This is a genomic window from Terrimonas alba (genome assembly GCF_042434975.1).
GTDB lineage: Bacteria > Bacteroidota > Bacteroidia > Chitinophagales > Chitinophagaceae > Terrimonas_B > Terrimonas_B alba.
Map to the genome: position 1 here is coordinate 265248 of NZ_JBHMQM010000004.1, position 24709 is coordinate 289956.

The 24709-nt window shown below is 41.2% G+C and carries 20 protein-coding genes; 13 read left to right on the plus strand and 7 right to left on the minus strand.

Annotated features, from left to right (window positions below; translation table 11 throughout):
• Nucleotides 1-8: 8 nt before the first annotated feature.
• From ACFEL9_RS13090 to treF, 12 genes are all read left to right on the plus strand, one after another.
• Complete coding sequence (locus ACFEL9_RS13090; RefSeq protein ID WP_385890635.1) at nucleotides 9-1115, plus strand: hypothetical protein; 1107 nt, start codon at nucleotides 9-11, stop codon at nucleotides 1113-1115.
• A 120-nt stretch (nucleotides 1116-1235) separates the two neighbouring features.
• Complete coding sequence (locus ACFEL9_RS13095; protein WP_385890638.1) at nucleotides 1236-2201, plus strand: transporter family protein; 966 nt, start codon at nucleotides 1236-1238, stop codon at nucleotides 2199-2201.
• A 1-nt stretch (nucleotide 2202) separates the two neighbouring features.
• On the plus strand, nucleotides 2203-3753 hold the full coding sequence (locus ACFEL9_RS13100; protein WP_385890641.1) for a vanadium-dependent haloperoxidase: 1551 nt from the start codon (nucleotides 2203-2205) through the stop codon (nucleotides 3751-3753).
• 393 nt (nucleotides 3754-4146) lie between these two features.
• Nucleotides 4147-4707: a carboxymuconolactone decarboxylase family protein gene (locus ACFEL9_RS13105; protein ID WP_385890643.1), complete on the plus strand. Its 561-nt coding sequence runs from the start codon at nucleotides 4147-4149 to the stop codon at nucleotides 4705-4707.
• A 27-nt stretch (nucleotides 4708-4734) separates the two neighbouring features.
• Nucleotides 4735-7503 (plus strand): TonB-dependent receptor, encoded by a 2769-nt coding sequence (locus ACFEL9_RS13110; protein WP_385890645.1) that lies wholly within the window; start codon nucleotides 4735-4737, stop codon nucleotides 7501-7503.
• A gap of 51 nt (nucleotides 7504-7554) precedes the next feature.
• Nucleotides 7555-8802, plus strand: a complete 1248-nt coding sequence (locus ACFEL9_RS13115) for an MFS transporter (RefSeq protein ID WP_385890648.1) — start codon at nucleotides 7555-7557, stop codon at nucleotides 8800-8802.
• Nucleotides 8803-8833: 31 nt separating this feature from the next.
• A complete protein-coding gene (locus ACFEL9_RS13120; RefSeq protein WP_385890651.1) occupies nucleotides 8834-9385 on the plus strand; it encodes a carboxymuconolactone decarboxylase family protein in 552 nt (183 codons plus the stop codon).
• A gap of 72 nt (nucleotides 9386-9457) precedes the next feature.
• Complete coding sequence (locus ACFEL9_RS13125) at nucleotides 9458-10171, plus strand: uroporphyrinogen decarboxylase/cobalamine-independent methonine synthase family protein (RefSeq protein WP_385890653.1); 714 nt, start codon at nucleotides 9458-9460, stop codon at nucleotides 10169-10171.
• Between the two features lie 16 nt (nucleotides 10172-10187).
• Entirely contained in the window at nucleotides 10188-11330 is a 1143-nt protein-coding gene (locus ACFEL9_RS13130) for a DUF3179 domain-containing (seleno)protein (protein WP_385890656.1), read from the plus strand.
• Nucleotides 11331-11410: 80 nt separating this feature from the next.
• Nucleotides 11411-11965: a hypothetical protein gene (locus tag ACFEL9_RS13135; RefSeq protein ID WP_385890659.1), complete on the plus strand. Its 555-nt coding sequence runs from the start codon at nucleotides 11411-11413 to the stop codon at nucleotides 11963-11965.
• A 268-nt stretch (nucleotides 11966-12233) separates the two neighbouring features.
• Nucleotides 12234-14459 (plus strand): CRTAC1 family protein, encoded by a 2226-nt coding sequence (locus ACFEL9_RS13140; protein ID WP_385890662.1) that lies wholly within the window; start codon nucleotides 12234-12236, stop codon nucleotides 14457-14459.
• A 239-nt stretch (nucleotides 14460-14698) separates the two neighbouring features.
• A complete protein-coding gene (treF, locus tag ACFEL9_RS13145; protein WP_385890664.1) occupies nucleotides 14699-16279 on the plus strand; it encodes an alpha,alpha-trehalase TreF in 1581 nt (526 codons plus the stop codon).
• A gap of 3 nt (nucleotides 16280-16282) precedes the next feature.
• Here treF and ACFEL9_RS13150 read toward each other — a convergent pair whose 3' ends face one another.
• From ACFEL9_RS13150 to ACFEL9_RS13170, 5 genes are all read right to left on the minus strand, one after another.
• On the minus strand, nucleotides 16283-18235 hold the full coding sequence (locus ACFEL9_RS13150) for an alpha-amylase family protein (RefSeq protein ID WP_385890667.1): 1953 nt from the start codon (nucleotides 18233-18235) through the stop codon (nucleotides 16283-16285).
• Nucleotides 18235-19188 (minus strand): carbohydrate kinase family protein, encoded by a 954-nt coding sequence (locus ACFEL9_RS13155; protein ID WP_385890670.1) that lies wholly within the window; start codon nucleotides 19186-19188, stop codon nucleotides 18235-18237. The genes ACFEL9_RS13150 and ACFEL9_RS13155 overlap by 1 nt, the downstream gene beginning before the upstream one ends.
• Nucleotides 19189-19206: 18 nt before the next feature.
• On the minus strand, nucleotides 19207-20952 hold the full coding sequence (locus ACFEL9_RS13160; RefSeq protein ID WP_385890672.1) for a glycoside hydrolase family 13 protein: 1746 nt from the start codon (nucleotides 20950-20952) through the stop codon (nucleotides 19207-19209).
• A 23-nt stretch (nucleotides 20953-20975) separates the two neighbouring features.
• Nucleotides 20976-22322 carry an MFS transporter gene (locus ACFEL9_RS13165; protein ID WP_385890675.1) on the minus strand — a complete coding sequence of 449 codons (1347 nt, stop codon included), beginning with the start codon at nucleotides 22320-22322 and terminating at the stop codon, nucleotides 20976-20978.
• A gap of 108 nt (nucleotides 22323-22430) precedes the next feature.
• Nucleotides 22431-23033: a hydrolase gene (locus tag ACFEL9_RS13170; protein WP_385890678.1), complete on the minus strand. Its 603-nt coding sequence runs from the start codon at nucleotides 23031-23033 to the stop codon at nucleotides 22431-22433.
• Between the two features lie 132 nt (nucleotides 23034-23165).
• On the opposite strand from ACFEL9_RS13170, the gene ACFEL9_RS13175 reads away from it, so the two are divergent.
• The gene (locus ACFEL9_RS13175; RefSeq protein WP_385890680.1) at nucleotides 23166-23864 is read left to right on the plus strand and encodes a hypothetical protein; all 699 of its coding nucleotides are present in this window, start codon (nucleotides 23166-23168) and stop codon (nucleotides 23862-23864) included.
• Here the strand turns inward: ACFEL9_RS13175 and ACFEL9_RS13180 are convergent, their stop codons facing one another.
• Together ACFEL9_RS13180 and ACFEL9_RS13185 are read right to left on the minus strand one after the other, a co-directional pair.
• Nucleotides 23865-24236, minus strand: coding sequence for a helix-turn-helix domain-containing protein (locus ACFEL9_RS13180; RefSeq protein ID WP_385890683.1), 372 nt, complete (start codon nucleotides 24234-24236; stop codon nucleotides 23865-23867).
• A gap of 11 nt (nucleotides 24237-24247) precedes the next feature.
• Nucleotides 24248-24541, minus strand: a complete 294-nt coding sequence (locus tag ACFEL9_RS13185) for a type II toxin-antitoxin system HigB family toxin (RefSeq protein WP_385890685.1) — start codon at nucleotides 24539-24541, stop codon at nucleotides 24248-24250.
• Nucleotides 24542-24709: the final 168 nt, after the last annotated feature.

Sequence of the window (24709 nt, forward strand, 5' to 3'; positions counted from 1 at the left end):
ATAAACAAATGAAACGCTTTTATATAATTGCATTAGTTGCCCTTCTTTTTATTCAATCAAAAGTAAATGCACAAGGCTGCGTAGCCATTCGCAGCAACGGTAACACCTGCACGTTAGGCAAACCGGGCGAATCCCAAGGTTGGCAGTTTAATTTCAATACCCGCTATTTCAAATCATATAAACATTTTGTAGGTACAGAAGAACAAAAGGAAAGAGTGGAAAAAGGAACAGAAGTGATCAACCATTCATTCAATTGGGATTTCACCTTTACAAAGGCGCTGAAGAACCGCTGGTCGATAGCAATTAACGTCCCCCTGATCTCTAATGTTCGTTCTTCCATGTATGAACATTATGGAAATAACAATAGCGCCAAACAGGGTGCCAGGAGAAACACGGAGTCTTTCGGTATTGGTGACCTAAGGATAGCAGCCTATCGCTGGTTGTTAAACCCGGTAAACTCCCCGAATGCCAACATCCAAGCTGGACTTGGTATCAAATTACCAACAGGTAATTATGAATACCAGGATTATTTTCACAAACTTTCTTCAACCGGAGCAGACAGCGCAGTGCTGGGCCAGGTTGATCAATCTATTCAATTAGGCGATGGCGGAACCGGTATAAGCCTGGAGTTAAACGGCTTTGTAAATTTCTCTCATATGCTAAGCCTGTATGGTAACTTTTATTACCTCGCTAATCCACGTGAACAGAATGGAACTTCAACTGGTCGTGGCGGAGCCGTTAATGCAACAGCAATTAAATATTTTACAGGTACCATGAGCGTTCCTGATCAATACATGGTTCGGGGTGGTTTGAACCTGATGGCAGATCAATTCAACTTTTCGGGTGGTATCAGAATAGAAGCCATTCCTTCCAGTGATCTCATAGGTGGAGACCGTGGATTCCGCAGACCAGGCGTTGTTACATCTTTGGAACCATCTGTTTCTTATGCAACCAAAAAAGGAAACTTTTACTTGTCCGTACCAGTTGCGATAAAGCGGAATCGTACACAAAGCTATTCGGATAAATTAAGGACCATTGATGATGGTGTCAAAAGACAAGGTGATGCAGCCTTCGCAGACTACCTGATCAATGCCGGATTTTCTGTTCGGTTTTAACAGGAGAAACAACTTAATTCTCTTTAGCGTAGGACATTAACACTGAAATCATCATTCATACAGGCGAATGATGATTTCGCATCATCGATTTTTTTGCCGAAATCTACTAAAAAACACAGGATGAAAAAGTTATTGATAAGAATAACAGCTATGGTATTATGGCTTGTTATTTCATCTCGTTCGCATAAATCATTTGCCCAAACCGATATCGATGCCATCATGATGGAAAAAAACGCTTTCTGCGTAGGCCCCATGTATAGCTATAGTAGCTGGAAAGATTATTGGGAGGGAACACTAAAAAGAGAAAATGAGAACATCGGTAAAGTTTCTACTCAGATGTATAGTGTAATGGGCAACTATGGCATCAACCGAAAACTAAATGCACTATTTAGCGTACCCTATGTAAAAACAAAAGCATCAGCAGGAACCCTGCATGGCATGGATGGCATACAGGATCTGAGTTTGTTTTTAAAATGGCGGCCTTTTCAAAAAAAATTAGGTGATGGAAAACTTTCACTATTTGGTATCGCCGGTGTTTCCTTCCCCTTATCTGATTATGTGGCCGACTTTCTTCCTATGTCCATCGGCCTTCGCAGTAAAACAGCTTCGGCAAGAGTGATGGCGGATTACGAGTGGAGTAATCTTTTTGCTACCGCTTCCGCAACCTATGTTTTTCGCGATAACATAAAAATTGACAGGGATGCTTATTACACTACGGAAATGCATTACAGCAATGAAGTGGAAATGCCCAACGCCGCCAATTATAATTTTCGTGCCGGCTTTCGCAATCACAGGCTAATAGCCGAAGCGGTGCTCAATAGCTGGAAAACGTTGGGTGGTTTTGACATTACCCGCAATAACATGCCTTTCCCCAGCAATAACATGGACGCTACACAAGCAGGGGTGAATGTAAAATATGTTCTTCCGCCTCTGCCCCAATTGTCAATAGTTGCCGGAGGCATGTACACCATAGCAGGAAGAAATGTTGGTCAGTCAACTACCGTGTACGGCTCTATCTTTTATGTGTTTGATCTGAGCAAAAAAACAAAAGCAAAATCACCTGGTCAACCCGCAAAAACGAATTGATATGAATAAATCATTTTTTTGTTCAATAATTATACTGGCTGCGATAACAACTATTGTTATTGCCTGTAATAAAAACGTGGAGGGCAGAACCGATAATGCGCCTGCATTGCAACCCTCCAATAATGATCTGAATGCGGGCACATGGAAACCGATACTGTTAACGGGGCCGACCGAATTTGCGGTGGTGGCTCCGTCGGCTACCAACACACCCGATTACGTTGCACAGATCAATGAAATAAAATCATGGCAGTCTAACCTGACTGATGAGGAAAAGAACCTGGTGAAATATTGGAGTGCCGGCGCTGTGTTCCGCTGGAACGAGATCATGCGGCAACTGGTGGCAAAATATAATTTGCCGCCCTATCAAAATCCTGACGGCACTTATCCTGCACCCAGTGCTGCCAACCCGCTGGCTTATCCTTATTTCCCTTTTGCCAACCCGCCCTATGCCGCAAGAGCTTATGCATATTTCAGCGCTGCACAATATGATGCGCTGGTAGCTGCATGGCATTATAAAACTTTATACAACCGGGCGGCTCCTTACAAAGTTGATAGCACAGTGAAAACACTAATTCAAAAATCGGACCTTCCTTCTTATCCCTCCGAGGATGCTGTAGTAGCCGGTGTATGTGTGGAGCTGATGAAATTATTATTTCCCGGCGAACAGGAGTTTATTCAGCAGAAAGCAGAGGAACATAAACGGTCACGCATCATTGCCGGGGCCAATGTCCGCAGCGATATTGAAGCCGGTGAAGCATTGGGCAGATCAGTTGCGCAAAAATTTGTGGCCCGTGCACGAGGCGACCGGGCAGGTACTGCCGGTGGTAATGCCGCTATCTGGGCCCAGTTTGAAGCAGATTGCGTTGCAAGAGGCGAAACACCGTGGCAAAGCCTTGAGTTGCCAAAACGTCCTCCTATGTTGATGATGTTTGGAAAAGTAAAGTGCATGTTGTTTGACTCACTTACTGGTATTTCACTTCGTCCTGGTCCTCCGCCCTCTACATCCAGCGATCAAATGAAGAAAGAACTGGCGGAAGTTTATTCTTACACCAATAACCCGAAACGGGAAAATATCGCAAAGGTTCATTTCTGGGCTGATGGAATAGCTACTTCTACTCCTCCCGGTCACTGGAATGAAATTGCGGCAACTGATTTTCTAAAAAAGAATTTCAGCGAAGTACGCTGGGCAAGAAACCTGGCCTTATTAAATATGGCAGAGTTTGATGCTGCTGTAGTGACCTGGGATACAAAGATGTTTTATTTCAATCCAAGACCTTCTCAACTTGATCCGAGAATAAAAACACTGACAGGCATGCCTAATTTTCCCTCTTATATTTCCGGGCACTCTACGTTCAGCGGCGCCGCTGCCACTATTCTCGGTCATATTATACCTGAAAGAAAAGCAGCTTACGAAGCAATGGCGCAGGAAGCCGCCATGTCAAGATTGTATGGAGGCATACACTACCGGGCGGATTGTGAAGTAGGGTTAACCGTTGGGAAAAACGTGGGAAACTATGCTGTTCAACGGGCAATAACAGATGGAGCAGAGTAACTTTTATATAAGCATTCAACGGCGTTGTAATTCCTTACGGACGCCTCTCCTTTTTAACCTTACTTAAAATTTATAAAGAGAGTTAGTTAGAATCATATAAGCATTCAACGGCGTTGTAATTCTTTACGGACGCCTCTTTTTTTAATCATACCTAAAATTTATAAAGAGAGTTAGTTAGCATTATATAAGCATTCAACGGCGTTGTAATTCCTTACGGACGCCTTTCTTTTCTTTTGTAGCGGGTAATGATTTTATCGTAAAAAATTTGCGTGGATCAGCCGTTTTCAGTCCGTTTAAAAATAACCGCTGCATTGTCCATAACTGAGAGAGATATAAGCTTACTCAATAGGACGTGCCGTTTTGTATTTCTTTAAAAATCATTAAACCTCTTATATGCCCCATATCGAACTCGAAAAACATTTACCCGGCATCACAGGTTTGCTGGAATACCGGCAGGATTCTGCAGCGCCAATCCGTGCATTGACACAATACCTGCTCCGCGGCCCTTCTACGCTTACCGGGGGAGAAAGAGAACTAATAGCCACTATTGTCTCATATAAGAATGAATGTAAATTCTGCACCACCGCCCATACTGCTGCTGCTGATCTTTTATTTGGTGAAAAAGAAACTTCAGAAAAAGTAAAACAGGATGTCAACACGGCACCCATAAGCAGCAAAATGAAAGCCCTGCTGACCATTGCCGCACAAGTGCAGGAAAGCGGCAGGAGCGTAACGGAAGAATCCATTGCAAAAGCAAAACAGGAAGGCGCAACGGATATAGAAATTCATGACACGGTATTAATTGCTGCTTTGTTTTGTTTGTACAATCGCTATGTTGACGGGCTGGCAACAGCGTTGCCGGATAGCTCAGCCTATTTTGATACGCTGGCCGAACGATTAGTTAACCATGGGTATACCCGCCTGCCACAGGGTTATGATCATTTAAAAAAATAACTATTCACCATTTAAGTAAATAATTATATGAAAAAAATTATACTGCTATTTTCATTTGTTCTTTTACTATCAAAACTGTTTGCCCAGCAAACGAAGATTTCCGGAACGGTTACTGACCAGTCAACCAACGAACCGGTTGCCAATGCCTCCGTAACGGTGAAAGGAAAATTGGCCGGAACAAATACAGATGCAAAAGGCATTTTTATGATTAATCTAAATCAAAAGCTTCCTTTAACGCTGGTAGTATCAATTATCGGTTATGATCAGAAGGAGATCGTCGTTACAAATGCCGCTGATCAAATTGCTGTTCAGCTTCAAAAATATACCGGGGTAATGAATGAAGTAGTGGTGTCTGCATCCCGTGTGCGGGAAAATATTCTTCAGTCTCCTGTGAGTATCGAGAAAATGAATTATAAAACCATACGTGAAACACCTTCCCTGAATTTTTATGAAGCGTTGCGAAATATTAAATCCGTCGAAATGGTAACAAGCAGCCTGACCTATAGCCAGATCAATACAAGAGGATTTAACCACACCGGTAATGCAAGGTTTTTGCAAGTAATAGATGGAATGGATAATCAAACGCCGGGTTTGAATTTTTCAGTTGGTAATATGTTAGGAGCATCAGAACTGGATATGGAAAGTGTAGAACTGATACCGGGCGCCGCTTCTGCTTTGTATGGCCCTATAGCATTCAATGGTGTACTGATGATGACAACCAAAGATCCTTTTAAATACCAGGGGTTGAGTTCTCAAATAAAATTTGGCGTTAATCATATTGGTGAGCAGCTTGCCGATCCGCATCTTGTGTCAGACCTGGCCATCCGCTATGCAAAAGCATTCAACAACCGGTTTGCTTTTAAATTAAATGCATCTTATCTCGCAGGTTTGGATTGGTATGCCACTAACTACACCGATGTGGATGCCCAGACACCTGTTGCAAACCGTGGTGATAATAATCCTGGCCGCAATGCTTTGAATATTTATGGAGATGAAGTGGCACGGACTATTACCGGCGTTGGCCGGGTTTCCCGTACAGGTTATGAAGAACGCTTTCTGATGGATTATGACGTGTATAGCCTGAAGCTGAGTGGTTCGCTTCATTATCGCATTGCTGATAACCTGGAAGCTATTTATGAATATAAGTTTGGCCAGGGTACAGCCGCTTATACGGGAAGCAACCGTTTTTCTATCAACAATTTTACTCTACAGAATCATCGTTTCGAATTAAAAGGCAGCAATTATTTTGTAAGGGCTTATACTGCTGAAGAAAATTCACACGACTCCTATAATGCAAGATCGCTGGGTCAGTTAATAAATCGCACCTGGGTAAGAGATCTGAACGGAAATATCGTAAGTGCACAGCAGGCAGATAATATTTGGTTCAATAGATACAATGAGGCCTACCAGGGAAACATAGGCGGTGTTGCCGGAGGCAATCATTCTGCTGCAAGAGCATTTGCTGACGAAGGAAGATTTCTGCCCGGTTCTGCCGAATACAATCAGCAAAAAGACAGGTTAATTCATGTAAGAGGAATGGGAGGCGCCGGTATTTTTAGCAACAGTAAATTTTTTCATACAGAAGGGCAGTATGACCTGACCGGCGCCGTTAAGGTGATTGATGTATTAGTAGGAGGTAATTTCAGAAAATATAACATGTTTACCGATGGAACATTGTTTGACGATAAAAGTCAAAAGATCACGATTAAAGAATATGGCGTTTTTACACAGGTATCAAAAAAATTATTGAATGAGCAATTGAAATTAACCGCCTCTATCCGCTATGATAAGAATGAAAATTTTGATGGAAATTTTACTCCCCGTTTTTCAGCGGTCTATACCGTTGCCAAAGTGCACAACTTCCGTGCATCATTTCAAACCGGTTTCAGAAACCCAACACCTGTTGATCAGTATATAAAATTGAATGCAGGGCCAATCACCATTCTTGGCGGAGCTCCCAACAACAGCAAAGGAATGAATGTGTATGAAAATTCAGTTACAGCCGCTTCAATGGGAATATTCGGACCGGCTTTCGGACAAGCAGTTGCAGGTGGCGCATCACCACAGGATGCTATCATGCAACACAAAGACAAACTGGTGAAGTCAAACGTAGCCTATATAAAACCCGAACAGCTTAAAACATTTGAAGTAGGATACAAAGCTTTATTGAATAACCGGGTATTGATTGATGTGAATTTCTACTTCAGCAGCTATACTGACTTTATCATCAACCAGGTAGTGATGAAACCCAACAGTCCTGTTTTAGGAAGCGACGGGAAGATTAATCCTGACGCTGCTGCGGACTTGCTCAATGGAAATATGACTTTATATCAATTGTACACCAATGCAGCGGACAAGGTATCATCGCAGGGAGCTACCGCAGGTGTGACTTATATGTTCAATAAGGGATATACACTCGGAGCTAATGCAACATGGGCTTCTTTTGACATAAAAGATGCCAATCCCAATAATGTTCCTGCTTTCAACACACCAGATTGGAGAACAACGGTAACGGTTGGTAACAGCAGTGTAACAAAGCGGATGGGCTTTAATCTTGCATGGCGTTGGCAAAATGCGTATGACTGGGTCGGGTCTTTTAATGAATTGAGACCGGGAAGGATCAACGCTTTTTCTACTATTGATGCAGCAGTCAGCTATATGTTTCCTGCAATTAAAACAGGGGCTAAACTTGGCGCCAGCAACTTATTCAATCACAAAGTTTACCAGGCATTCGGATCTCCGTCTGTAGGCGCCGTGTATTATGTAAGCTTAACATTTGACCAGTTACTTAAGTAATGAATTTTTTTATGAAAGCAATCTGATTGGCATAATTGTAAAAAACATAAAATGGATACTACTCTCGTACAAACAAATACAAAAAAGGAGATACAGGTTTCCGTATCATACCAGGCCATCTTGTTTTCTTTATGTTTTATTGCGAGTGCAATGGGCGGAGCAGTTTCTACATTGATGAGTGTCTATCTGCCTGTTGCCGTAAAAGATTTGCTGGGCGATACAAACGCCGATGAACTGAACCGCATCAGCGCTTTTATTAATGCCTTGTTCATATTTGGCTGGGCATTCGGCGGTTTTACATGGGGTATTGTAAGTGATAAAATAGGAAGAAAGAAGTCATTGCTGCTTGCGACAGGCTGCTACGGATTATTTACAATCCTGACAGGACTAATGCCGCATTGGTGGGGTGTGGTAGCGTGTCGTTTTATAAGTGGCTTCGGTGTAGGCGGTGTTCTTGTGGGAGCCTTTACCTTATTAAGCGAGGTATGGCCTAAAAAAAGCAGGGCCGTTTTTACGGGCATACTATCCATTGCATTTCCGGTTGGAATTTTTTCTGCAGGCCTGATTAACTATGTGGTTAGTTCATGGCGTGAAGGTTTTTTGGCGGGCCTTATTCCCCTGGCTTTATCATTGATCGGTATGCTGTTAATTAAAGAATCGCATCACTGGAAAGAGCAGGCTGCAGAAAAAACAAAGCAGCATAAGACTATTTCCGCATTGTTTTCATCATCGCATCATAAGAATCTTGTGACAGGTGCTATGATCTTCGGTACTATGCTTATTGGTTTGTGGGCTATCTTTTCATGGTTGCCTACATGGATGCAGAGTTTGTCAGATGCAGCCGATGCGCAGAAAGAACGAGGCATGAGTATGATGCTGCTGGGCATTGGCGGGTTGACGGGTGGTTTTCTTTCAGGTTGGTTAGCCAATGCACTGGGATTGCACCGGTCAATGCTATTATGTTTTTCGGCCTGTGCCATTTTATCTTTTATTCTTTTTAAAACAAACAATACAATTAGCCCTGCTATTTATGCTGAGATAGCTGTGCTGGCTTTGTTTTTTGGCGCCAGCCAGGGTGTATTGAGTGCTTTTATTCCGCAATTATTTCCCGTGGCCATACGGGCTACAGCTACTGGTTTTTGTTTTAATATCGGCAGACTGTTTACGGCAAGTGCAGTGTTATTTGTAGGAGTAATGGTATCAGCACTGGGTGGATACGGTAATGCATTGTTTATTTTCTCATTGATATTTATAGTTGGGCTGATGGTTCTTTTCAGCCGCAGAGTAGTGAAGCAATAACTTTTAAACTGTAAAAAAATAAATAAAACAAATGGCGCATATACAAGTACCAGAAGGAGTGCCGGGTATCAGGAGCCTGGTGATGTTCAGGCCCGAAACAGGTAAACATCTTTATGAATTAGCACAGGTATTATTACGAGGCGAATCGCCCCTGACCGAGGCTGAAAGAGAATTGATCGCAACTTATGTTTCGTATAAAAACAACTGCATGTTCTGCATGAAAAGCCATGCTGCCGCTGCCCGCTGTTTATATGGTGATGAAAAAGAGGTCGTGGATGATGTGCTGAAAGACATGCAGTATTCGGATATAAGCGATAAGATGAAAGCCTTATTGAACATTGCAGGCAAAGTGCAGATACTGGGCAAGGAGGTGAAAGAAGAAGATATAGCCGAAGCAAGAAAGCATGGCGCCGATGACAGAACGATACATGACACGGTATTGATTGCAGCAACCTTTTGCATGTTCAACCGTTATGTTGATGGGTTAGCAGCATTCACACCAGCGGACCCGACGGCGTATGAGGAAATGGGAAAAAGAATGACAACCCTGGGATATGTATTGCCTCAAAGTCATCCGGCATGACGGAGAAAAATGATTGATCCGCTACCAATGGAGTTCTGAAAAAAATTTCATTTAACAATTAAATAGTTTTTTATGAAAATTAAAACTGAACCAATTGGAAGTATTCCAAGGCCGATCGAACTTATCGAAGCTATGGTAGCACATGCTGCCGGCCAGGTACAAAAACAGGAACTTGACAAATTGTTTGATTGGGCAATAGCTGATACAATTAAAAATTTCGAAGCCACAGGTTCTCCTGTGATCACCGATGGCGAACAAACCAAGCCCAGTTTCGCAACATATCCCATTGCTGGTATGAAAGAGTTAAGTGCTAACGGCGTCACAATTCCATTTGCCGATGGTCATACACGTCAGTTGCCAGTTATTACAGGAGGGCCTTTTCGTTATCAAACATTCGCAAACGCTTATCTTGAAAAAGCAAAACAGTTTACCGTTTTGCCGGTTAAACAGGCTGTTATTTCCGTTTCTGCTTTAAGCTTGCTATATCCGCAGGAAGGCATTGCAGGATATGACCGTGATCAGTTTATTGAAGACCTTATCAATGAAGCCGAAGCTGATATAAGGAGAAGTCTGTATAGCGGAGCATATAATGTGCAAATTGACTTTACCGAAGCAAGGTTATCACTCAAGTTGGATCCAACGGGTGGTTTAGCAGCAGCTTTTTGCATGTTCAATCGTTATGTTGACGGTCTCGCAACATGGGCGCCTGCTGATAAGCAGGTTTATATTGATAGAGCTCCACGAAGAGCAGAAGAAGGGTATATAGATTTCGATCTTTATAGGTAAAGTAAAATTTAGAACAATGAAAAAACTTTTTTGGTTTGGCTGGATAGGGTTACTGCTTTTTGAAGTAGCCAATGTTTATTTCATCATGCCTATGCCTGGTAGCCAGCGAATGAATAGTATTGATGCAGCTTACTTCTTATACAAATGGCGCTGGGTTATTCGTGGCATATTCGGGCTAATGATAATTGTTGGGCTGTTAAAAACCAAATGGAATAAGAAATGGAAATGGGCATTGATACTTCCACTGCTTATACTTGCGGCTGTTATTTACATGGCCAATTTCAATATGGCGGCAGATGCCATGTTTAAACAACCAAAACAATTTGCATTAGCCCTCGCCGGCGACAACAAAGTGGATTCCAATCGTCTTGTGATCGGTGTTGCTATCAATGGCGAAGCAAAAGCCTATCCAATCCGGTTTTTAGGTTATCACCATCATGTGCAGGACATTGTTGGCGGTAAACCTATATTGGTTACTTATTGTACAGTCTGCAGGACAGGTCGTGTCTTTGAGCCAATCATTAATGGCAAAAAAGAAACATTCAGACTGGTAGGGATGGATCACTTTAATGCGATGCTTGAAGATGCAACTACCAAAAGCTGGTGGCAGCAGGCGACAGGTAAAGCAGTAGCAGGAAAATTAAAAGGGCAGCAATTGCCTGAAGTGCTGAGTGCACAAACATCATTGATCAAATGGCTGGAACTGCATCCTGATTCCAAAGTGATGCAAGCGGATTCTGCTTTTATTACTTCTTATGATACTACATTGAAATATGAAAGCGGCAAAAGTAAAAGTAAACTAACCGGTACCGATAGCTTATCATGGAAAGATAAATCATGGGTGATAGGCGTGAAATCAGGCAATGACAGAAAAGCTTATGACTGGAACCAGTTGAAAAAAGAAAGAATCATGCATGACAATATAAATAGTGCTCCGGCGGCAGTTGTACTTGCCTCGGATGATAAAAGTTTTTTTGCATTTGAACTGCCGGATGCAGCCGCAAGGATTGATTTGAAGAACGATACGATTTTTTTCAATAACCGGCATTTCAGGATAGATGGTAAAGGCATTGATACAACATTTTCCCTGAAACCATTACAGGCTTACCAGGAGTTTTGGCATAGCTGGAGAACATTTAATCCCGGGACAAAAAAATAACAAAAAAGAAGAAATGCAATTTTCATATAGTTAGTGTACAAAAAACCGAAGATTATCATAAATAAAACTTTATTCCGCCTGTGCTAAAGAAAATTGTAGCAATACTGTTTATTAAAGTGTACCTGCTCAACCTGGTCGGGTATTCCGTACTCTTTGATTACTTTATTCATCAAACAAATAAACACACGGTTGAGGAGTTGGATAATGGCAATTACAATGAATCAGAGCTTTTCGAAATCAAAGTTCCGCTTTATCTTCCTTATTACACCAGCCTGAATGAGTATGAGCGTTATGATGGAGAAATTGAATTGAACGGAATACACTATAACTTTGTAAAACGAAAAATGCAAAGTGATACACTTTACCTGGTCTGTCTTCCCAATCATGTCAAAACCGAGTTGTATAAAGCAAAAAATGAGTTAGCAGCGAAACAAAGTGATAATGAACCTTCCTCTTCCAAAAAAGGGACAGAGTCTTTCGGAAAGAAAAATAATTGTGAAACAGAATATGATCAGCAGGGTACTGGGTCCGCCCTTTTGTCTGTATCGTCCGTCAGTGCAGGGGAAAATATATATTCATGCCGCTTAACCACCTGTTTTATTGGCTTTCCCGCTAAACCGCCTGAGGTCAGTTAATATTTCTTCCCTGAATTTTTAATCAAACAGCATATTGCCGGATGGGTTTGATAAATAGCGTATTTGTGCTATACGGTTATTTATTTTACGTATTCCGGTAACGCAAGTATTCATAGTCGCATTCCAAAATTTGCCTGTTATAGAATTTATATAGGTTGATACCATCCTTATAAAAATAACCGAACATTCAGGGAATATCATTTCTCAAAAAATAATTGTAGTTGTTCAGACCGGTTCCTGTATTGGTAGCTGGTATTAAACTGTTTTTATGTGGGATAAAAAAATAACTCCTTTGATATTTCCCGTTTTCTTTTTATTCATTTCCTGTAATGAGAAAACGGATTCAAATAAGGAGATGGTCGAACTGCTGTCCGATGTTGCAAAAAGTGAATATACAATGACAAATGCTTTTTGCCCGGAGGCTAAACTGGCATTCTATGATTCCTTGTTAGCCATCCCGGCTAATTATACCGAGGCCGCAAATACTGCCTATTATAAAGCTATAACATTGCTTGAAATGGGCTATGAGCAGCAATCAATTGCTACATTTGAAGACTTGTTAACACGGGTAAACAGTTCTGATTATCGAAAAACAGAACTGCTACTGAAGGGTCTTGCGATTGCTCATATCCGGCTTGGCGAAAGAACCAATTGTCTTCATAATCATAGTGCGCAATCCTGCGTGTTTCCTATACAAGGTGCCGGCGTGCATCTTGATAAGATAGGCTCTTCAAAGGCGATTGAAATTTATAAAATGCTTTTAAAGAGAAACCCGTATGATCTTGAATCGAGGTGGTTGCTGAATATTGCGTATATGACTATTGGAGGATACCCGAAGGATATTCCATCTGAATTTTTGATAAAAGGTCTTGATGAGGACAGTCTTCATGCTGTAAAACCCTTTACAGACGCAGCTATTAATACCGGTCTCAATAGAAATAATCTTGCAGGCGGTAGTATTATTGACGATTTCAACAACGATAATTACCTGGATCTTGTAACATCAAGCTGGAGTTTGAATGAAGGAATGCATTACTGCAGGAATAATGGCAATGGCACTTTTACCAATGTATCGGATTCGTCGGGGCTGTCGGAATTTACCGGGGGATTGAATATTATGCAGACCGATTATAATAATGACGGCCTTAAAGATATTTTTGTTTTGCGCGGAGCATGGAAAGGCCCATATGGTAAGGAACCCAATTCTTTATTGCGCAATAATGGAGACGGAACATTTACAGACGTTACCCGGAAAAGCGGTTTGCTGTCATTTCATCCTACACAAACTGCAACATGGAATGATTTCAATAACGATGGGTGGCTGGACGTCTTTATCGGCAATGAATCGGCGAGTCTATCGGATTTAAATTCCAGTGAGCTTTATATGAACAATAAAGATGGAACCTTTACCGAAACCGCAATGCAGAGTAACGTCGTTATTAACGATTTTGTAAAAGGAGTTACTTCAGGGGATTATGATAATGATGGCTGGCCGGATATTTTTGTGTCTATATTGGGGGAACAAAAGGTATTGCTTAGAAATGAAGGAATTAAAAATGGGGTTGTCCATTTTAAAAATGTTACTGAACAAGCCGGTTTGGGTATCTGCCGTACAAGAACATTTCCGACCTGTTTTTTTGATTATGATAATGATGGCTGGTTGGATATCTTAATCTGCAGTTATGAATTTGGCGGATCATTAGCCTCGTATGCTGCTGCGGAAGCTTTACACTACAAGGTTGGTAATTCAGGTAAACAATTTTTATTCAGAAACAAACATGATGGGACATTTGAAGATGTTACAGATAAAGTAGGGCTCAATAAGATTGCTTTTGCCATGGGGATGAATTTTGGGGATATAGATAATGATGGCTTTCCTGATATCTATATGGGCACAGGTAATCCGCTTTATCAATCATTGGTACCGAATAAACTATTTAAAAACGTAAATGGGCAATATTTTATTGATGCTACGTCATCTGCAAGGGTTGGTAATTTGCAAAAAGGGCATGGTGTGTCTTTTGCAGACCTGGATAACGACGGCGACCATGACATTTATATTGATATGGGCGGAGCATATAAAGGAGACGCGTATCAGAATTCATTATACATTAATCCCGGTCAAAACGATAATCGCTGGATAAACCTTGTCCTCGAAGGGACAAAATGCAATGCGGCCGCTATTGGTGCAAAAATAAAAGTGACATTTAAGGAAAACGGAATTGAAAGATCTGTGTACCGCGATGTTAATTCAGGTGGAAGTTTTGGCTCCAATCCGTTAATGCAGCATATAGGTATTGGCAGTGCTGTTGTAATTGAGCAAATAGAGATAAAATGGCCGGTTAGTAATTTAATACAGGTATTTAAAAATATTCAACCGGGACAAACGGTTAAGATAAAAGAACGAAATGATTTGCTTACCACGATAAATGTGAACCGTGTTGATTTCACAACTACTAAATCAGGATTGATTAGTTGTGGGCCTGCCCATTAATAAAGATCATAGCAATCTTTTATTTGGATAGCGGCCGAGGCATGATAATAAAATCATCGAAAGAATTTTCCTGACCGGATCTTTGGACTGATTCTGTTACCAGGAATTCTGGCATAGCTGGCACAGCTTCAACCCCGCTACAAAAAATAATAACTATGCCGTTCCCATGCGGACCAATCAAGCTGACACTACAAAGTGTTAGCTTGATTTCTTTTGTATCTTTAAGAACAACTTATTATATGAAAAAGAACCTGGCTGCCATCCTTATGTTGGTAATTTCTTCACCAATGTTTTCGCAAAAAGTTCAAACACCCGACCAGGTCTATGGTCAACTTTTCAAAGATGTGCAAATGGCAAAAATATTTCCTGACGGGAAAACTTTCGTGGATTGCGTGCCAAAGAAGAATCCAAAGGAAATATTGAAAGAATACCTGGCTGCCAAAAATAATTCGGCCTTGCGGTTTAGTCTCCAGTTGTTTGTCGAAAGTAATTTTGAAATACCCAAGACCCCACAGCTTAATTATGTGACCAAAGAAAAAGATGTAGTCATGCATATCAAAAACCTGTGGGGCGTTTTGAAACGGGATGCCGATGTGCCGGTAGAAGGCAGTTCTTTATTACCGCTACCCAATCCCTATATTGTTCCAGGCGGACGATTCAGGGAAATTTATTATTGGGATTCCTATTTTACCATGCTGGGTTTAAAAGAAAGTGGCGAGAACGAGATGATCGAAAACATGATCAAAAACTTTGCATATCTCATCGAAACATATGGACATATTCCGAATGGAAACAGGAGCTATTATATTGGCAGGTCACAACCACCATTCTTTGCAGCGATGGTACAGTTGCTGGCTTCTATCAAGGGCGAAGATGTTTTTACTGTTTATTTGCCAGTCTTAGAGAAAGAATATGCCTATTGGATGGATGGTGCTGCCAAAGTAAAATTGGGTCAGCCTTATAGAAGAGTTGTCAGACTAAAAGATGGTGCTATACTCAATCGCTATTGGGATGATAGTAATGTGCCCCGGCAGGAGAGTTATAGGGAAGACATAGAAACCGCCGCCAAATCGGGCAGGAATAGAATTGAAATGTATAAACACCTGCGTGCAGGGGCGGAAAGTGGAATTGACTTTAGTAATCGTTGGTTTGCTGATGGTAAAAATATTACGAGCATACAAACCACCAACTATATTGCGGTCGATTTGAATTCGCTTTTGTACAATCTTGAGCTGGTAATTGCCAAAGGTAAATTGTTGAAAAGTGATCTGCAGGGATCGGAAGAGTTCAGGAAAAAAGCTTCGACGCGGCAGGTAGCAATTGATAAATATTGCTGGAATAGAAATCTTAACTATTATACAGACTATAATTTTAAAACACAACGGATCGTTAACAATGCTTCATTGGCCGGTATGTATCCCTTTTGTTTTTTTGAAGATAAGCCTGATTATTTAAGTCTGTTGGCGAAAAGAGCGGCCGAAATGGTCAGAACAAAATTGTTGAAAGATGGTGGCGTAGTGACAGTTGAAAAAAATACCAACCAGCAATGGGATGCCCCCAACGGATGGGCGCCGTTGCAATGGATGACTATTTGGGGACTCGATCGTTGTGGCCAGAAAGAGCTGGCTGGTGATATTGCCAAACGGTGGGTAAAATTGAATAATGATGTTTTTATTCGTACCGGTAAAATGATGGAAAAGTACAATGTGGTGGACACGCATATTGAAGCAGGTGGTGGCGAGTACCCCGGGCAGGATGGTTTTGGCTGGACGAATGGTGTCTTATTGGCCCTGATAAAAAAATACGGGTTGACCCTATAACAGTTATTTTTCCACTGGTTCCAGCAACAGGAAATCATAAGGAGCGATGACCAGGTATTCGTCATTTTTTCCAATAGTCAATTTTCGTTCTTTCCAGTGATCATAAAACTTCGATGCCTTTAATGACTGTTCTTTAAAAGCATACCAGGTAAGAAAAGAGTCGTTCGGGCTGAAATTGAAAATGCCAAAAAATTTACTTTCTCCAAAGGATCGCATATAGCCGGCTACATGAATATTGTGCGGAGTAAGCCAGGTAATGTTGCTATGGTCTGCTATCAGCGGTATTCTTTTTCGGATAGCCAATAGTTTTTGTGTGCCGGAAAAAATCCGGCTTTCAACCGTGCCTGTCTCATTAATTTTTTTATTCTTTTCCCAGTCAATAGTTGGCCGGTGCATCCAGCGGTTATCATAACTTTTACCAGCATCTTGTAAATAACTATAATCGTTTGTGTAGCCCAGTTCATCACCGTAGAATAGCATAGGTATCCCACCCAGGAAAAAGCTATGGGCCTGCATCAGCAAGATCTTTTTGATGGTAACATTTATGGCGTTAGCATCCTTATCATCCAATGCTTTTTCCAATCCACACAAAGAGGCGAGTGATCCGCTTATTCGTGCATCACCTGTTTTGGGGTTGCTTGAAAACAATGCTCCTTTTGCAGGCGAGCCGGTATGAAAACCCGAGTAATAATCTTTCAAAAATTTTCGGTGTTCAAATGGATCAAAGCCTGCCTGTCTTATCATATAATCTTCATAGCCCAAACCAATGTCATCATGGCACCGGGTATAGTTTATCCAGGATGTGCCGAATGGTTTTTTCAACAGTTCATGCTGCGCTGCCAACATGATCCTGGTATCACCTGTTGCCAGCATATCCCATTGCAGGGCCATATGTGTTGCGTTGTAAGCAAAGTCACATTCCCGTGCTTTAAAATCAGCCGTGCCGAAGTAGGGTATGATATCTTTTGGAGCAACAATCGCTTCGCCCAACAAAGCCATTCCCGGTGTAGCCACCTGTACACATTGTTTGATCAACCGGAGAATAGTATGAGCCTGCGGAAGATTTTGACAGGTGGTACCTAATTGTTTCCAGATAAAAGCCGGTGCATCTATTCTTAAGACATCAACACCGAGATTGGCATAGAAAAATATAATGTCCAGCATCTCCACCAACACCTGCGGGTTATTGTAATTCAGGTCCCATTGATAGTGATGAAATACGGTCATCACCCATTTATGACAGTCACGAACATAGGTGAAGTTGCCGGGAGAGCTTTCTGGAAAAATCTCCGGCATTGTTTGATCATATTGATCAGGCAGGCTACGATCATTGTAAAAGTGGTAGTAATCCTGGAAATGATGATCTCCCTGTTTAGCTTTTTTTGCCCATTCATGATGATGTGAAGTATGATTCAACACAATGTCCAGCATCAGGTACATATTTCTTTCCTGCATGACTTGCTGCAATTGCCGCAAATCTTCCAGGTCACCAAATCTTTTATCTACTTTACGAAAATCAGATACAGCATAGCCGCCATCACTTTCGTTTTTGGGACTTTGAAATAATGGCATCAAATGCAGAAAGTTCACACCTAGTGTTTCCAGGTAATCCAGTTTGTTTTGAAGATTCTGCAGGTTTCCACAAAATCGGTCCACATACAGACTCATTCCGTTTATTTCATTGCTTAAAAACCAGTGTTCTTCTTTTGTTTTTTGGTTATCCCGTTCAATTAAGGTTTTTGATCTTTCGGTATGTGCCTTAATGATTACTTTGATCAATTCATGAAAGGCCTGTTCAGCCTTGGGGTGGTGTTCATACAATTGCATGTACAACCCAAAGATCGTACTGGTGTTAACGATAAACCGGGTATAAAATAAATTATCAGCTCCACTAATATCCAGCCCGGCCTCCTGTATGGATTGATTGACATGTTGATGAAGCCCGTAGTTATACATTAGTGGAAAATTTTTGTACTTAAATGTTTAAATGCTTCCATAGCGCCCATGTATTCACAGGTTCTAGCTCCGGCCTTATTGGCATTTAAGATGATCGTCCGCCAATCATCAATGGTGAGATTTTTTATTTGTGCCACCGATCGGGAACTTAGTTGATAAAGCACCGTTCCAACAAATGCATCTCCTGCACCGGTGGTATCAACAGGGTTCACCGGTATGCTGGGAATTATAATGGTTTCGCCCTGTATGCCAAGCATCGTGCCTTCTTTACCCAGTGTAATGGCAAAGACAGCCGAAGTTTTTTGTAGTAATGTATCCACTGCATCTGTTAAGGTTGCCCGCCCGGTTATCAGCATTGCCTCATCGTCACTTACTTTGAAGAAATGACAACTGTTTAAAAAATTCCAGGACTGATCAATGAATGTTTGCGTATTGTTTTGAAAAAGTAAATGACGGTAGTTGGGATCAAAGCTGATAAAAACTTCATGCTGCAGGCATTGTTGCAGCAATCCCTGGTAAGCGGCTTGCAATGGCCCGGGCAAGAATCCAGTTGCTGATCCAAAGTGAACGATGGAGAATTCATTGAGATTGACCTGGTCAATATCTTTTACACTTAATTGGCCATCTGCACCACGGTTGAAATAAAAATCACGTTCCCCGTTTTCCATCAGTGATACAAAAGCAAACGTGGTAAAATGATCAGGATCCTGCAATATCCACTTCGTACTTACTTTAAACTCCTCCATCACGTCGATCAGGTGGCGGCCGAAAGGATCGGTGCCGACTTTTGCCAACAATTCCACTTCTCCGCCCAATGCAGCAATGGCAGCAGCCACATTAGTAGGAGCGCCACCTGCTTTTTTTAAAAAATTATTTCCGTCAGCTAATGAGCTTCCTTTATCGGTGCAGATCATATCGATCAATGCTTCGCCTATACATAATATTTTTTTCATGTGTTTCTTTCTAAAAAATTATGGCAATTCGTATATAATGGCTTCATAAGGTTGAAGGTTTCCATGGACAGATGGTGTTTTATAATTACACAGCAAAATTTTTGCATTATCCAGGTCCATATCCGTCCTGGCTACTGCTGCCGTGCTTCTGAAATTTAAAAGTACTAACACTTTCTTGTCGTCTAATTCTCGGGTATAGGCATATACATCCGGATTGCTTTTATCCAGCAAGGTATATTTTCCATACACCAGTACCGGGTTTTCTTTGCGTAAGTGAGTAAGTTTTCTGAAATAGTTCAAGCAGCTTGCGGAATCTTTTTCTTGTACAGCGGCGTTGATGGTGTTATAATTGGGATTTACCTTGATCCATGGTGTGCCGGTGGTAAATCCGGCATTAGCACTGCTATCCCACTGAAAAGGTGTGCGGCCATTGTCTCTGCTGCTATTTTGAACGGTTTCCATAAAAAGGTTCAAATCTTCACCGATATCCTTTTGATGCTGGTACTCATTTAGGGTAGGCATATCCTTATAATCACTAATAGAGGTAAATCCGGCATTGGTCATTCCTAATTCATCTCCGTTGTAACAATAAACGGTACCACGCATTGTCATAAGAAATGTATTCAGCATTTTGGATGAAACTTCCCGGAACAACGGCTTATCATTTCCAAAACGGCTCACCATCCTGGCCTGGTCATGATTGGCCAAAAAAATGGAGAGCCAGCCTTTATCCGCAAAAGCACTATCCCAGCGACTGAACACTTCTTTTAATTTTAAAACGCTATAGCCTTTGGCGTTACCGATATCCACTGCTTCAAAGGCATAGGCCATATCCAATTCTTTTCGGTCTGCATCAACAAGCGCATGTGCATCCTCAAAAGAATTGCCGGCTCCCTCGGCTACACTCATCACATCATATTTGCTAAGCACTTCACGATTCATTTCCTTCAGGTACTCATGCAGGTGAGGCCCCATCGCATAATACTTGATGAAATTTTTCTCAAAGCCCTGAGGATACACAGGAAAGCTGGTATCTTTTGATACAAACTGGAAAGCATCGAGCCGGAAACCATCAATACCCTTATCGGCCCAAAACTTCATGATATCATACACTTCTTGCCTGAGCCTTGGGTTTTCCCAGTTTAGATCCGGCTGCTTTCTCGAAAAATAGTGCAGATAATAAGCATCAGTCAATGAGTCATACATCCATGCATCGTGGTTAACGTCAAATAAACTGTATCGATAGGGCGGTTTGCTCCGCTCCGCATTCCACCAGTGATAATAATTCCGGTAAGGGCTTGTTCTTGAGCTGCGGCTTTGCTTAAACCATTCATGTTCATCACTGCTGTGATTTACTACCAGGTCCATAACTATTTTTATGCCTCTGTGATGGAGACCTTTTAATAAGTTATCAAAATCGTTCATGGTTCCAAAATCCTGCATGATGTTGCGGTAGTCGCTTACATCATATCCATTATCATCATTCGGTGAAGTATAAATGGGGTTCAACCATATCGCATTTACACCAAGACTTTTAATGTAATCCAATTTGGAAATGATGCCTTTCAAATCTCCAATCCCATCACCGTCGCTATCTTTAAAACTGCGCGGATATATTTGATATACGATGGCTTCCTTCCACCATTTTTTTTCCAGGGCTTCCGTGTCCGCTGTTTGAGGTTGTTTTTTTCCTTTTGATTTACAAGCGGCGAGTATGCCGGTTGCAGCCACAGCGATCAGCAAGAGGATAAATAGTCTTTTCATCGACTGAGGTTTTAGGTGATGCATTAGTGAATCATGCCGTGCACTATTTCATCCACTGTTCCTTCAACTCTTTTACTGGTTTTTACAAAAAACACGGATACCGAAGCCAATATCAAAAGGATACCTGCCAGAATAATCGCATTGACAGGATTATTTCCCAACCATGATTTATAATAAAGCGGTATGGTAAATGTCTCGAGCAACATGGGTATTACAATAAACATGTTGAATATGCCCATGTACACACCTGTTCGTTCGGGAGGAATGCTTCCTGCCAACATGATATACGGATTCCCCATCATACTGGCCCATGAAAGTCCCATGCCAATCATTGGTATGAATAATAAATTTTTATCCTGTATGTAAGGAATACTTAATAAGCCGACACCTGCTAAAAACAAACAGATCATATGAATGTATTTCGGGCCGTATTTTTTGGCAAGAGATGCGAGCCAAAAAGCCGAAAGAAAGGCGACACCATTATAAAAGGCGCCCAAGGGCCCAACCCATAATTCGGCTTTTCTGAAAAGCGGATTGGCAGGATCGACGGTATCGTATAGTGACTTTGACAAGCATTTAGCGATATACTGCCAATAGATAAACATGGCATACCAGCTAAAAAGCATCATTGGCCCCATCAGCTTCATGGTCAAGGGCATTTCTTTAAATGCCATATAAATCTCTTTAAAAGTGCCGCCGATACCGGCGGGTGATTGACGGATTTTTTCTTTTTCCTGTTCGGTCAGTGGTATTTCTTTGGTCGTTCTCAATGTCCATAGAATGGAACCGATGGAAACTACAGAGCCGATGATAAAGGCAATTACGGTGGTGGTAGGCAGTCTTCCTATTTTATCATTTTCAGCAATCGCTAATAAGTTGATCAGTAAAAAAGGTGTCAGGTAAGATAGCGTCTGTCCCAGCCCCGTAAATGCACTTTGCGTTAAAAATCCAATGGAATGCTGGCTCTTATCCAGCTTATCACTGACAAAAGCCCGGTAGGGTTCCTGGGTGATATTATTGGCAGCGTCCAATATCCATAGAATGCTTGCAGCCATCCACACCGTGCTGCTGAATGGCATAAAAAATAAAGCCAGGCTGCAAAACACAGCGCCAATCAAAAAATACGGTGTACGCCGGCCATAGCGGGTAATCGTTTTATCACTCATGGCGCCGATGATCGGCTGAACGATCAGTCCTGTCATGGGACCTGCCAACCATAGCAATGGCAACTTGCTTTCTTCTGCTCCCAGGTAAGAATAAATCGGGCTCATGTTAGCTTGCTGCAAACCAAAACTGTATTGCAAGCCAAAAAAACCAAAGTTCATGTTGATGATTTGCCAAAAGGAGAGCAGTGGCTTGTTGGACAGCATACGCAATCGGTTTGTGAAGCTCGCAGATATTTCTTGAAAAATAGCCCGGAATCCGTATTGAAAATACAGCAAATCCTTGTTTTTACCTGCAATCGTTTGCGGCCAAACTTATTTTATTTCCTTTTGATGCCGGATGATAAAACCGATCAATTCTTCCAATGAAATATTGATCCGGGATATGGCATCGTTGATATCATCGCGGTTCACCTGTGCGGCAAATGAAGGTGTTTTTAGTTTTTTCAAAATGCTTTTCACTTCCATCCCCTCGTACAGGTTTGGTCTTATTAACGCCGCGGCATGAATAAATCCTGATAATTCATCGATGGCATAGATCATTTTATCCATGTTGTTGACTGGCTCCACGCCAAAATAATCCGGTCCATGTGAAGCGATACAATGAATGACGTCAGGATCAATATTTCTGCGCTCCAGTTCTTCGATGATGATGCGGCAATGATCATCCGGGTATTTCTCCCAGTCTGCGTCATGCAGTAAGCCAGCCAGTTCCCATTTCAAAGCTGTCGTAGCATCAGCATTTTCTTTTTCAATGGCCCAGGCTTTCATCACTGCGGCCACCTGTTTCATATGAAGGCGCAATCGCTCATTAGGCACCCATTCTTCCAATAGCCGATGCGCTTCTTCCAGTGTAAGCAGGTTGCCTGCATTTTTTGGATCGCCAAAAACAGAGCGGCCGAGCAGGTGAGTTGACATATGATTTTTTTAAACATAAATATAAAAGGCTTGCTCCAATTACTCATAAAAGTAAAGGGTTTAAGAACAATCTAGCCAGTACCTTTGACTGCTGATTCAAACCTGTAGGGCAGGAGCAATAATTTTAATTTCATGGACGAAACAGTATATAAAGGAACGATTTCATTTATTCATCACGACCAGCAATACGCTGCCATTGATTATGTAGCCAATGGAAAAAGGAAATCGATAAATGGTAAAATAGATGCGATAACAGCGAAAGGCAATAAAAGAAAACACGTTTTCCGGGTGGGTGATGAGGTGAATTTCCAGGTCAAATTGTCCGACAGGGGGGATAAGATGATAGCCTATAACCTAAAGTTTCTTTATAATACCGCCCTGGAAAAATTAATCAATAAAGCTCTTATAGAAAATCGGTTTGCCGGTTATTTTAAAATAGTGGATGGGGAGATGTATGTGAAAGAAAGAGATAGCTATATTTTTTTTCCGCTTAAATTGTCCAAATGGGAGAAACCTCCGGTGGAGTCCGCCGTTAATGAGACCATCAATTTTAAATTAATAAATATCGATAAGCCGAATATTGCAGCCGAACTCTTCTCTCATAGTTTTATTCCTGAATACCGAAAGGCAGAGGAATATTTTAAGAACAAAAAGGAAATAGAAGCGGCGGTAGTTAAGGTTTCTTCTTATGGCATTTATCTCAACCTGTTCGGAGATAAAATACAGGCAAAAATTCAGCAAAAAAGTTCTGAAGAGTATAAACCTGGCGATAAAATAAAAGTGATCATTACTTATATGAGTGCCAGCCGCATCGTTGTAGAAAAACTATAATTACGACTGCAACTTATATTCTTTTGTCAACGCATCAGCAGGAATGCGAAGCATTTTGCTGAAGATGCGGATCATATTCAATGAAAGAGGCTGCTTATAATTTAGAACTTTACTGATTGTCCCCTTATCACCATATTCTTTGGCAAGGTCGGAAGCCGTATAGCCAAAATCTTCCATGCGAATCTTGATCATTTCAATGGGGTCAACTTCGGGAACACTCCATTGTTTTTGTTCATATTCGTTTACTAAAAGAACTAGAAGCATTTTTTCTTTATGCTCTTCAGATCCTTTTTTTGCATTTTTTATTTCTTCATACCGCTCAGTCGCTTTTTGATAATCAGACTTTGTCTCTATTAAAAACCACTGCTTCATAAAATTGTATTTTATATGATTGAAGGATCAATCCGCTCGTATTCACTGTGTGTTCCTATAAATCTTACTTCAACTATCTGGTCATCATAATCTATTAAAGCTATCAGCCTGTAGGTATTGTGAACTATTTCAAACCTGGCCCTGTTATTGGAGATCATTTTTGCTTTTGGAAAATCTCTTAACACGTCTTGTTTGTTTTTCCATATCGCTTCCTCCGTTGTTGCTTTCCAGGTTGCCAGGCTTTTTCTTGAATTGGCATGTCCTTTTGCGAAATCATTTAATTTCTCCAAATAGAAAATTATCATGCCAGTCGGTTGTTTAATTCATTAAAGACCTTTGGAGACAAATCATTTTCCTTTCCGCCTGAAATTAATATCAGATCAAATCTAAATAAAAAGTTGGCAAACTGCCAACTTTCCCTAATTATGATTCTTGCCAGTCAAAATTTTTACTGTAAATCAATTTATTACAAA

What these genes read in the sequence shown, in the direction of transcription:
- ACFEL9_RS13125 (WP_385890653.1), top strand. Translation starts at nt 9,458, where the DNA reads ATGAAAATTAAAACTGAACCAATTGGAAGTATTCCAAGGCCGATCGAA.
- ACFEL9_RS13120 (WP_385890651.1), top strand. Translation starts at nt 8,834, where the DNA reads ATGGCGCATATACAAGTACCAGAAGGAGTGCCGGGTATCAGGAGCCTG.
- ACFEL9_RS13180 (WP_385890683.1), bottom strand. Translation starts at nt 24,236, where the DNA reads ATGAAGCAGTGGTTTTTAATAGAGACAAAGTCTGATTATCAAAAAGCG.
- treF (WP_385890664.1), top strand. Translation starts at nt 14,699, where the DNA reads ATGAAAAAGAACCTGGCTGCCATCCTTATGTTGGTAATTTCTTCACCA.
- ACFEL9_RS13160 (WP_385890672.1), bottom strand. Translation starts at nt 20,952, where the DNA reads ATGAAAAGACTATTTATCCTCTTGCTGATCGCTGTGGCTGCAACCGGC.
- ACFEL9_RS13110 (WP_385890645.1), top strand. Translation starts at nt 4,735, where the DNA reads ATGAAAAAAATTATACTGCTATTTTCATTTGTTCTTTTACTATCAAAA.
- ACFEL9_RS13175 (WP_385890680.1), top strand. Translation starts at nt 23,166, where the DNA reads ATGGACGAAACAGTATATAAAGGAACGATTTCATTTATTCATCACGAC.
- ACFEL9_RS13155 (WP_385890670.1), bottom strand. Translation starts at nt 19,188, where the DNA reads ATGAAAAAAATATTATGTATAGGCGAAGCATTGATCGATATGATCTGC.
- ACFEL9_RS13115 (WP_385890648.1), top strand. Translation starts at nt 7,555, where the DNA reads ATGGATACTACTCTCGTACAAACAAATACAAAAAAGGAGATACAGGTT.
- ACFEL9_RS13140 (WP_385890662.1), top strand. Translation starts at nt 12,234, where the DNA reads ATGTGGGATAAAAAAATAACTCCTTTGATATTTCCCGTTTTCTTTTTA.
- ACFEL9_RS13150 (WP_385890667.1), bottom strand. Translation starts at nt 18,235, where the DNA reads ATGTATAACTACGGGCTTCATCAACATGTCAATCAATCCATACAGGAG.
- ACFEL9_RS13170 (WP_385890678.1), bottom strand. Translation starts at nt 23,033, where the DNA reads ATGTCAACTCACCTGCTCGGCCGCTCTGTTTTTGGCGATCCAAAAAAT.
- ACFEL9_RS13095 (WP_385890638.1), top strand. Translation starts at nt 1,236, where the DNA reads ATGAAAAAGTTATTGATAAGAATAACAGCTATGGTATTATGGCTTGTT.
- ACFEL9_RS13090 (WP_385890635.1), top strand. Translation starts at nt 9, where the DNA reads ATGAAACGCTTTTATATAATTGCATTAGTTGCCCTTCTTTTTATTCAA.
- ACFEL9_RS13130 (WP_385890656.1), top strand. Translation starts at nt 10,188, where the DNA reads ATGAAAAAACTTTTTTGGTTTGGCTGGATAGGGTTACTGCTTTTTGAA.
- ACFEL9_RS13185 (WP_385890685.1), bottom strand. Translation starts at nt 24,541, where the DNA reads ATGATAATTTTCTATTTGGAGAAATTAAATGATTTCGCAAAAGGACAT.
- ACFEL9_RS13100 (WP_385890641.1), top strand. Translation starts at nt 2,203, where the DNA reads ATGAATAAATCATTTTTTTGTTCAATAATTATACTGGCTGCGATAACA.
- ACFEL9_RS13105 (WP_385890643.1), top strand. Translation starts at nt 4,147, where the DNA reads ATGCCCCATATCGAACTCGAAAAACATTTACCCGGCATCACAGGTTTG.
- ACFEL9_RS13165 (WP_385890675.1), bottom strand. Translation starts at nt 22,322, where the DNA reads ATGCTGTCCAACAAGCCACTGCTCTCCTTTTGGCAAATCATCAACATG.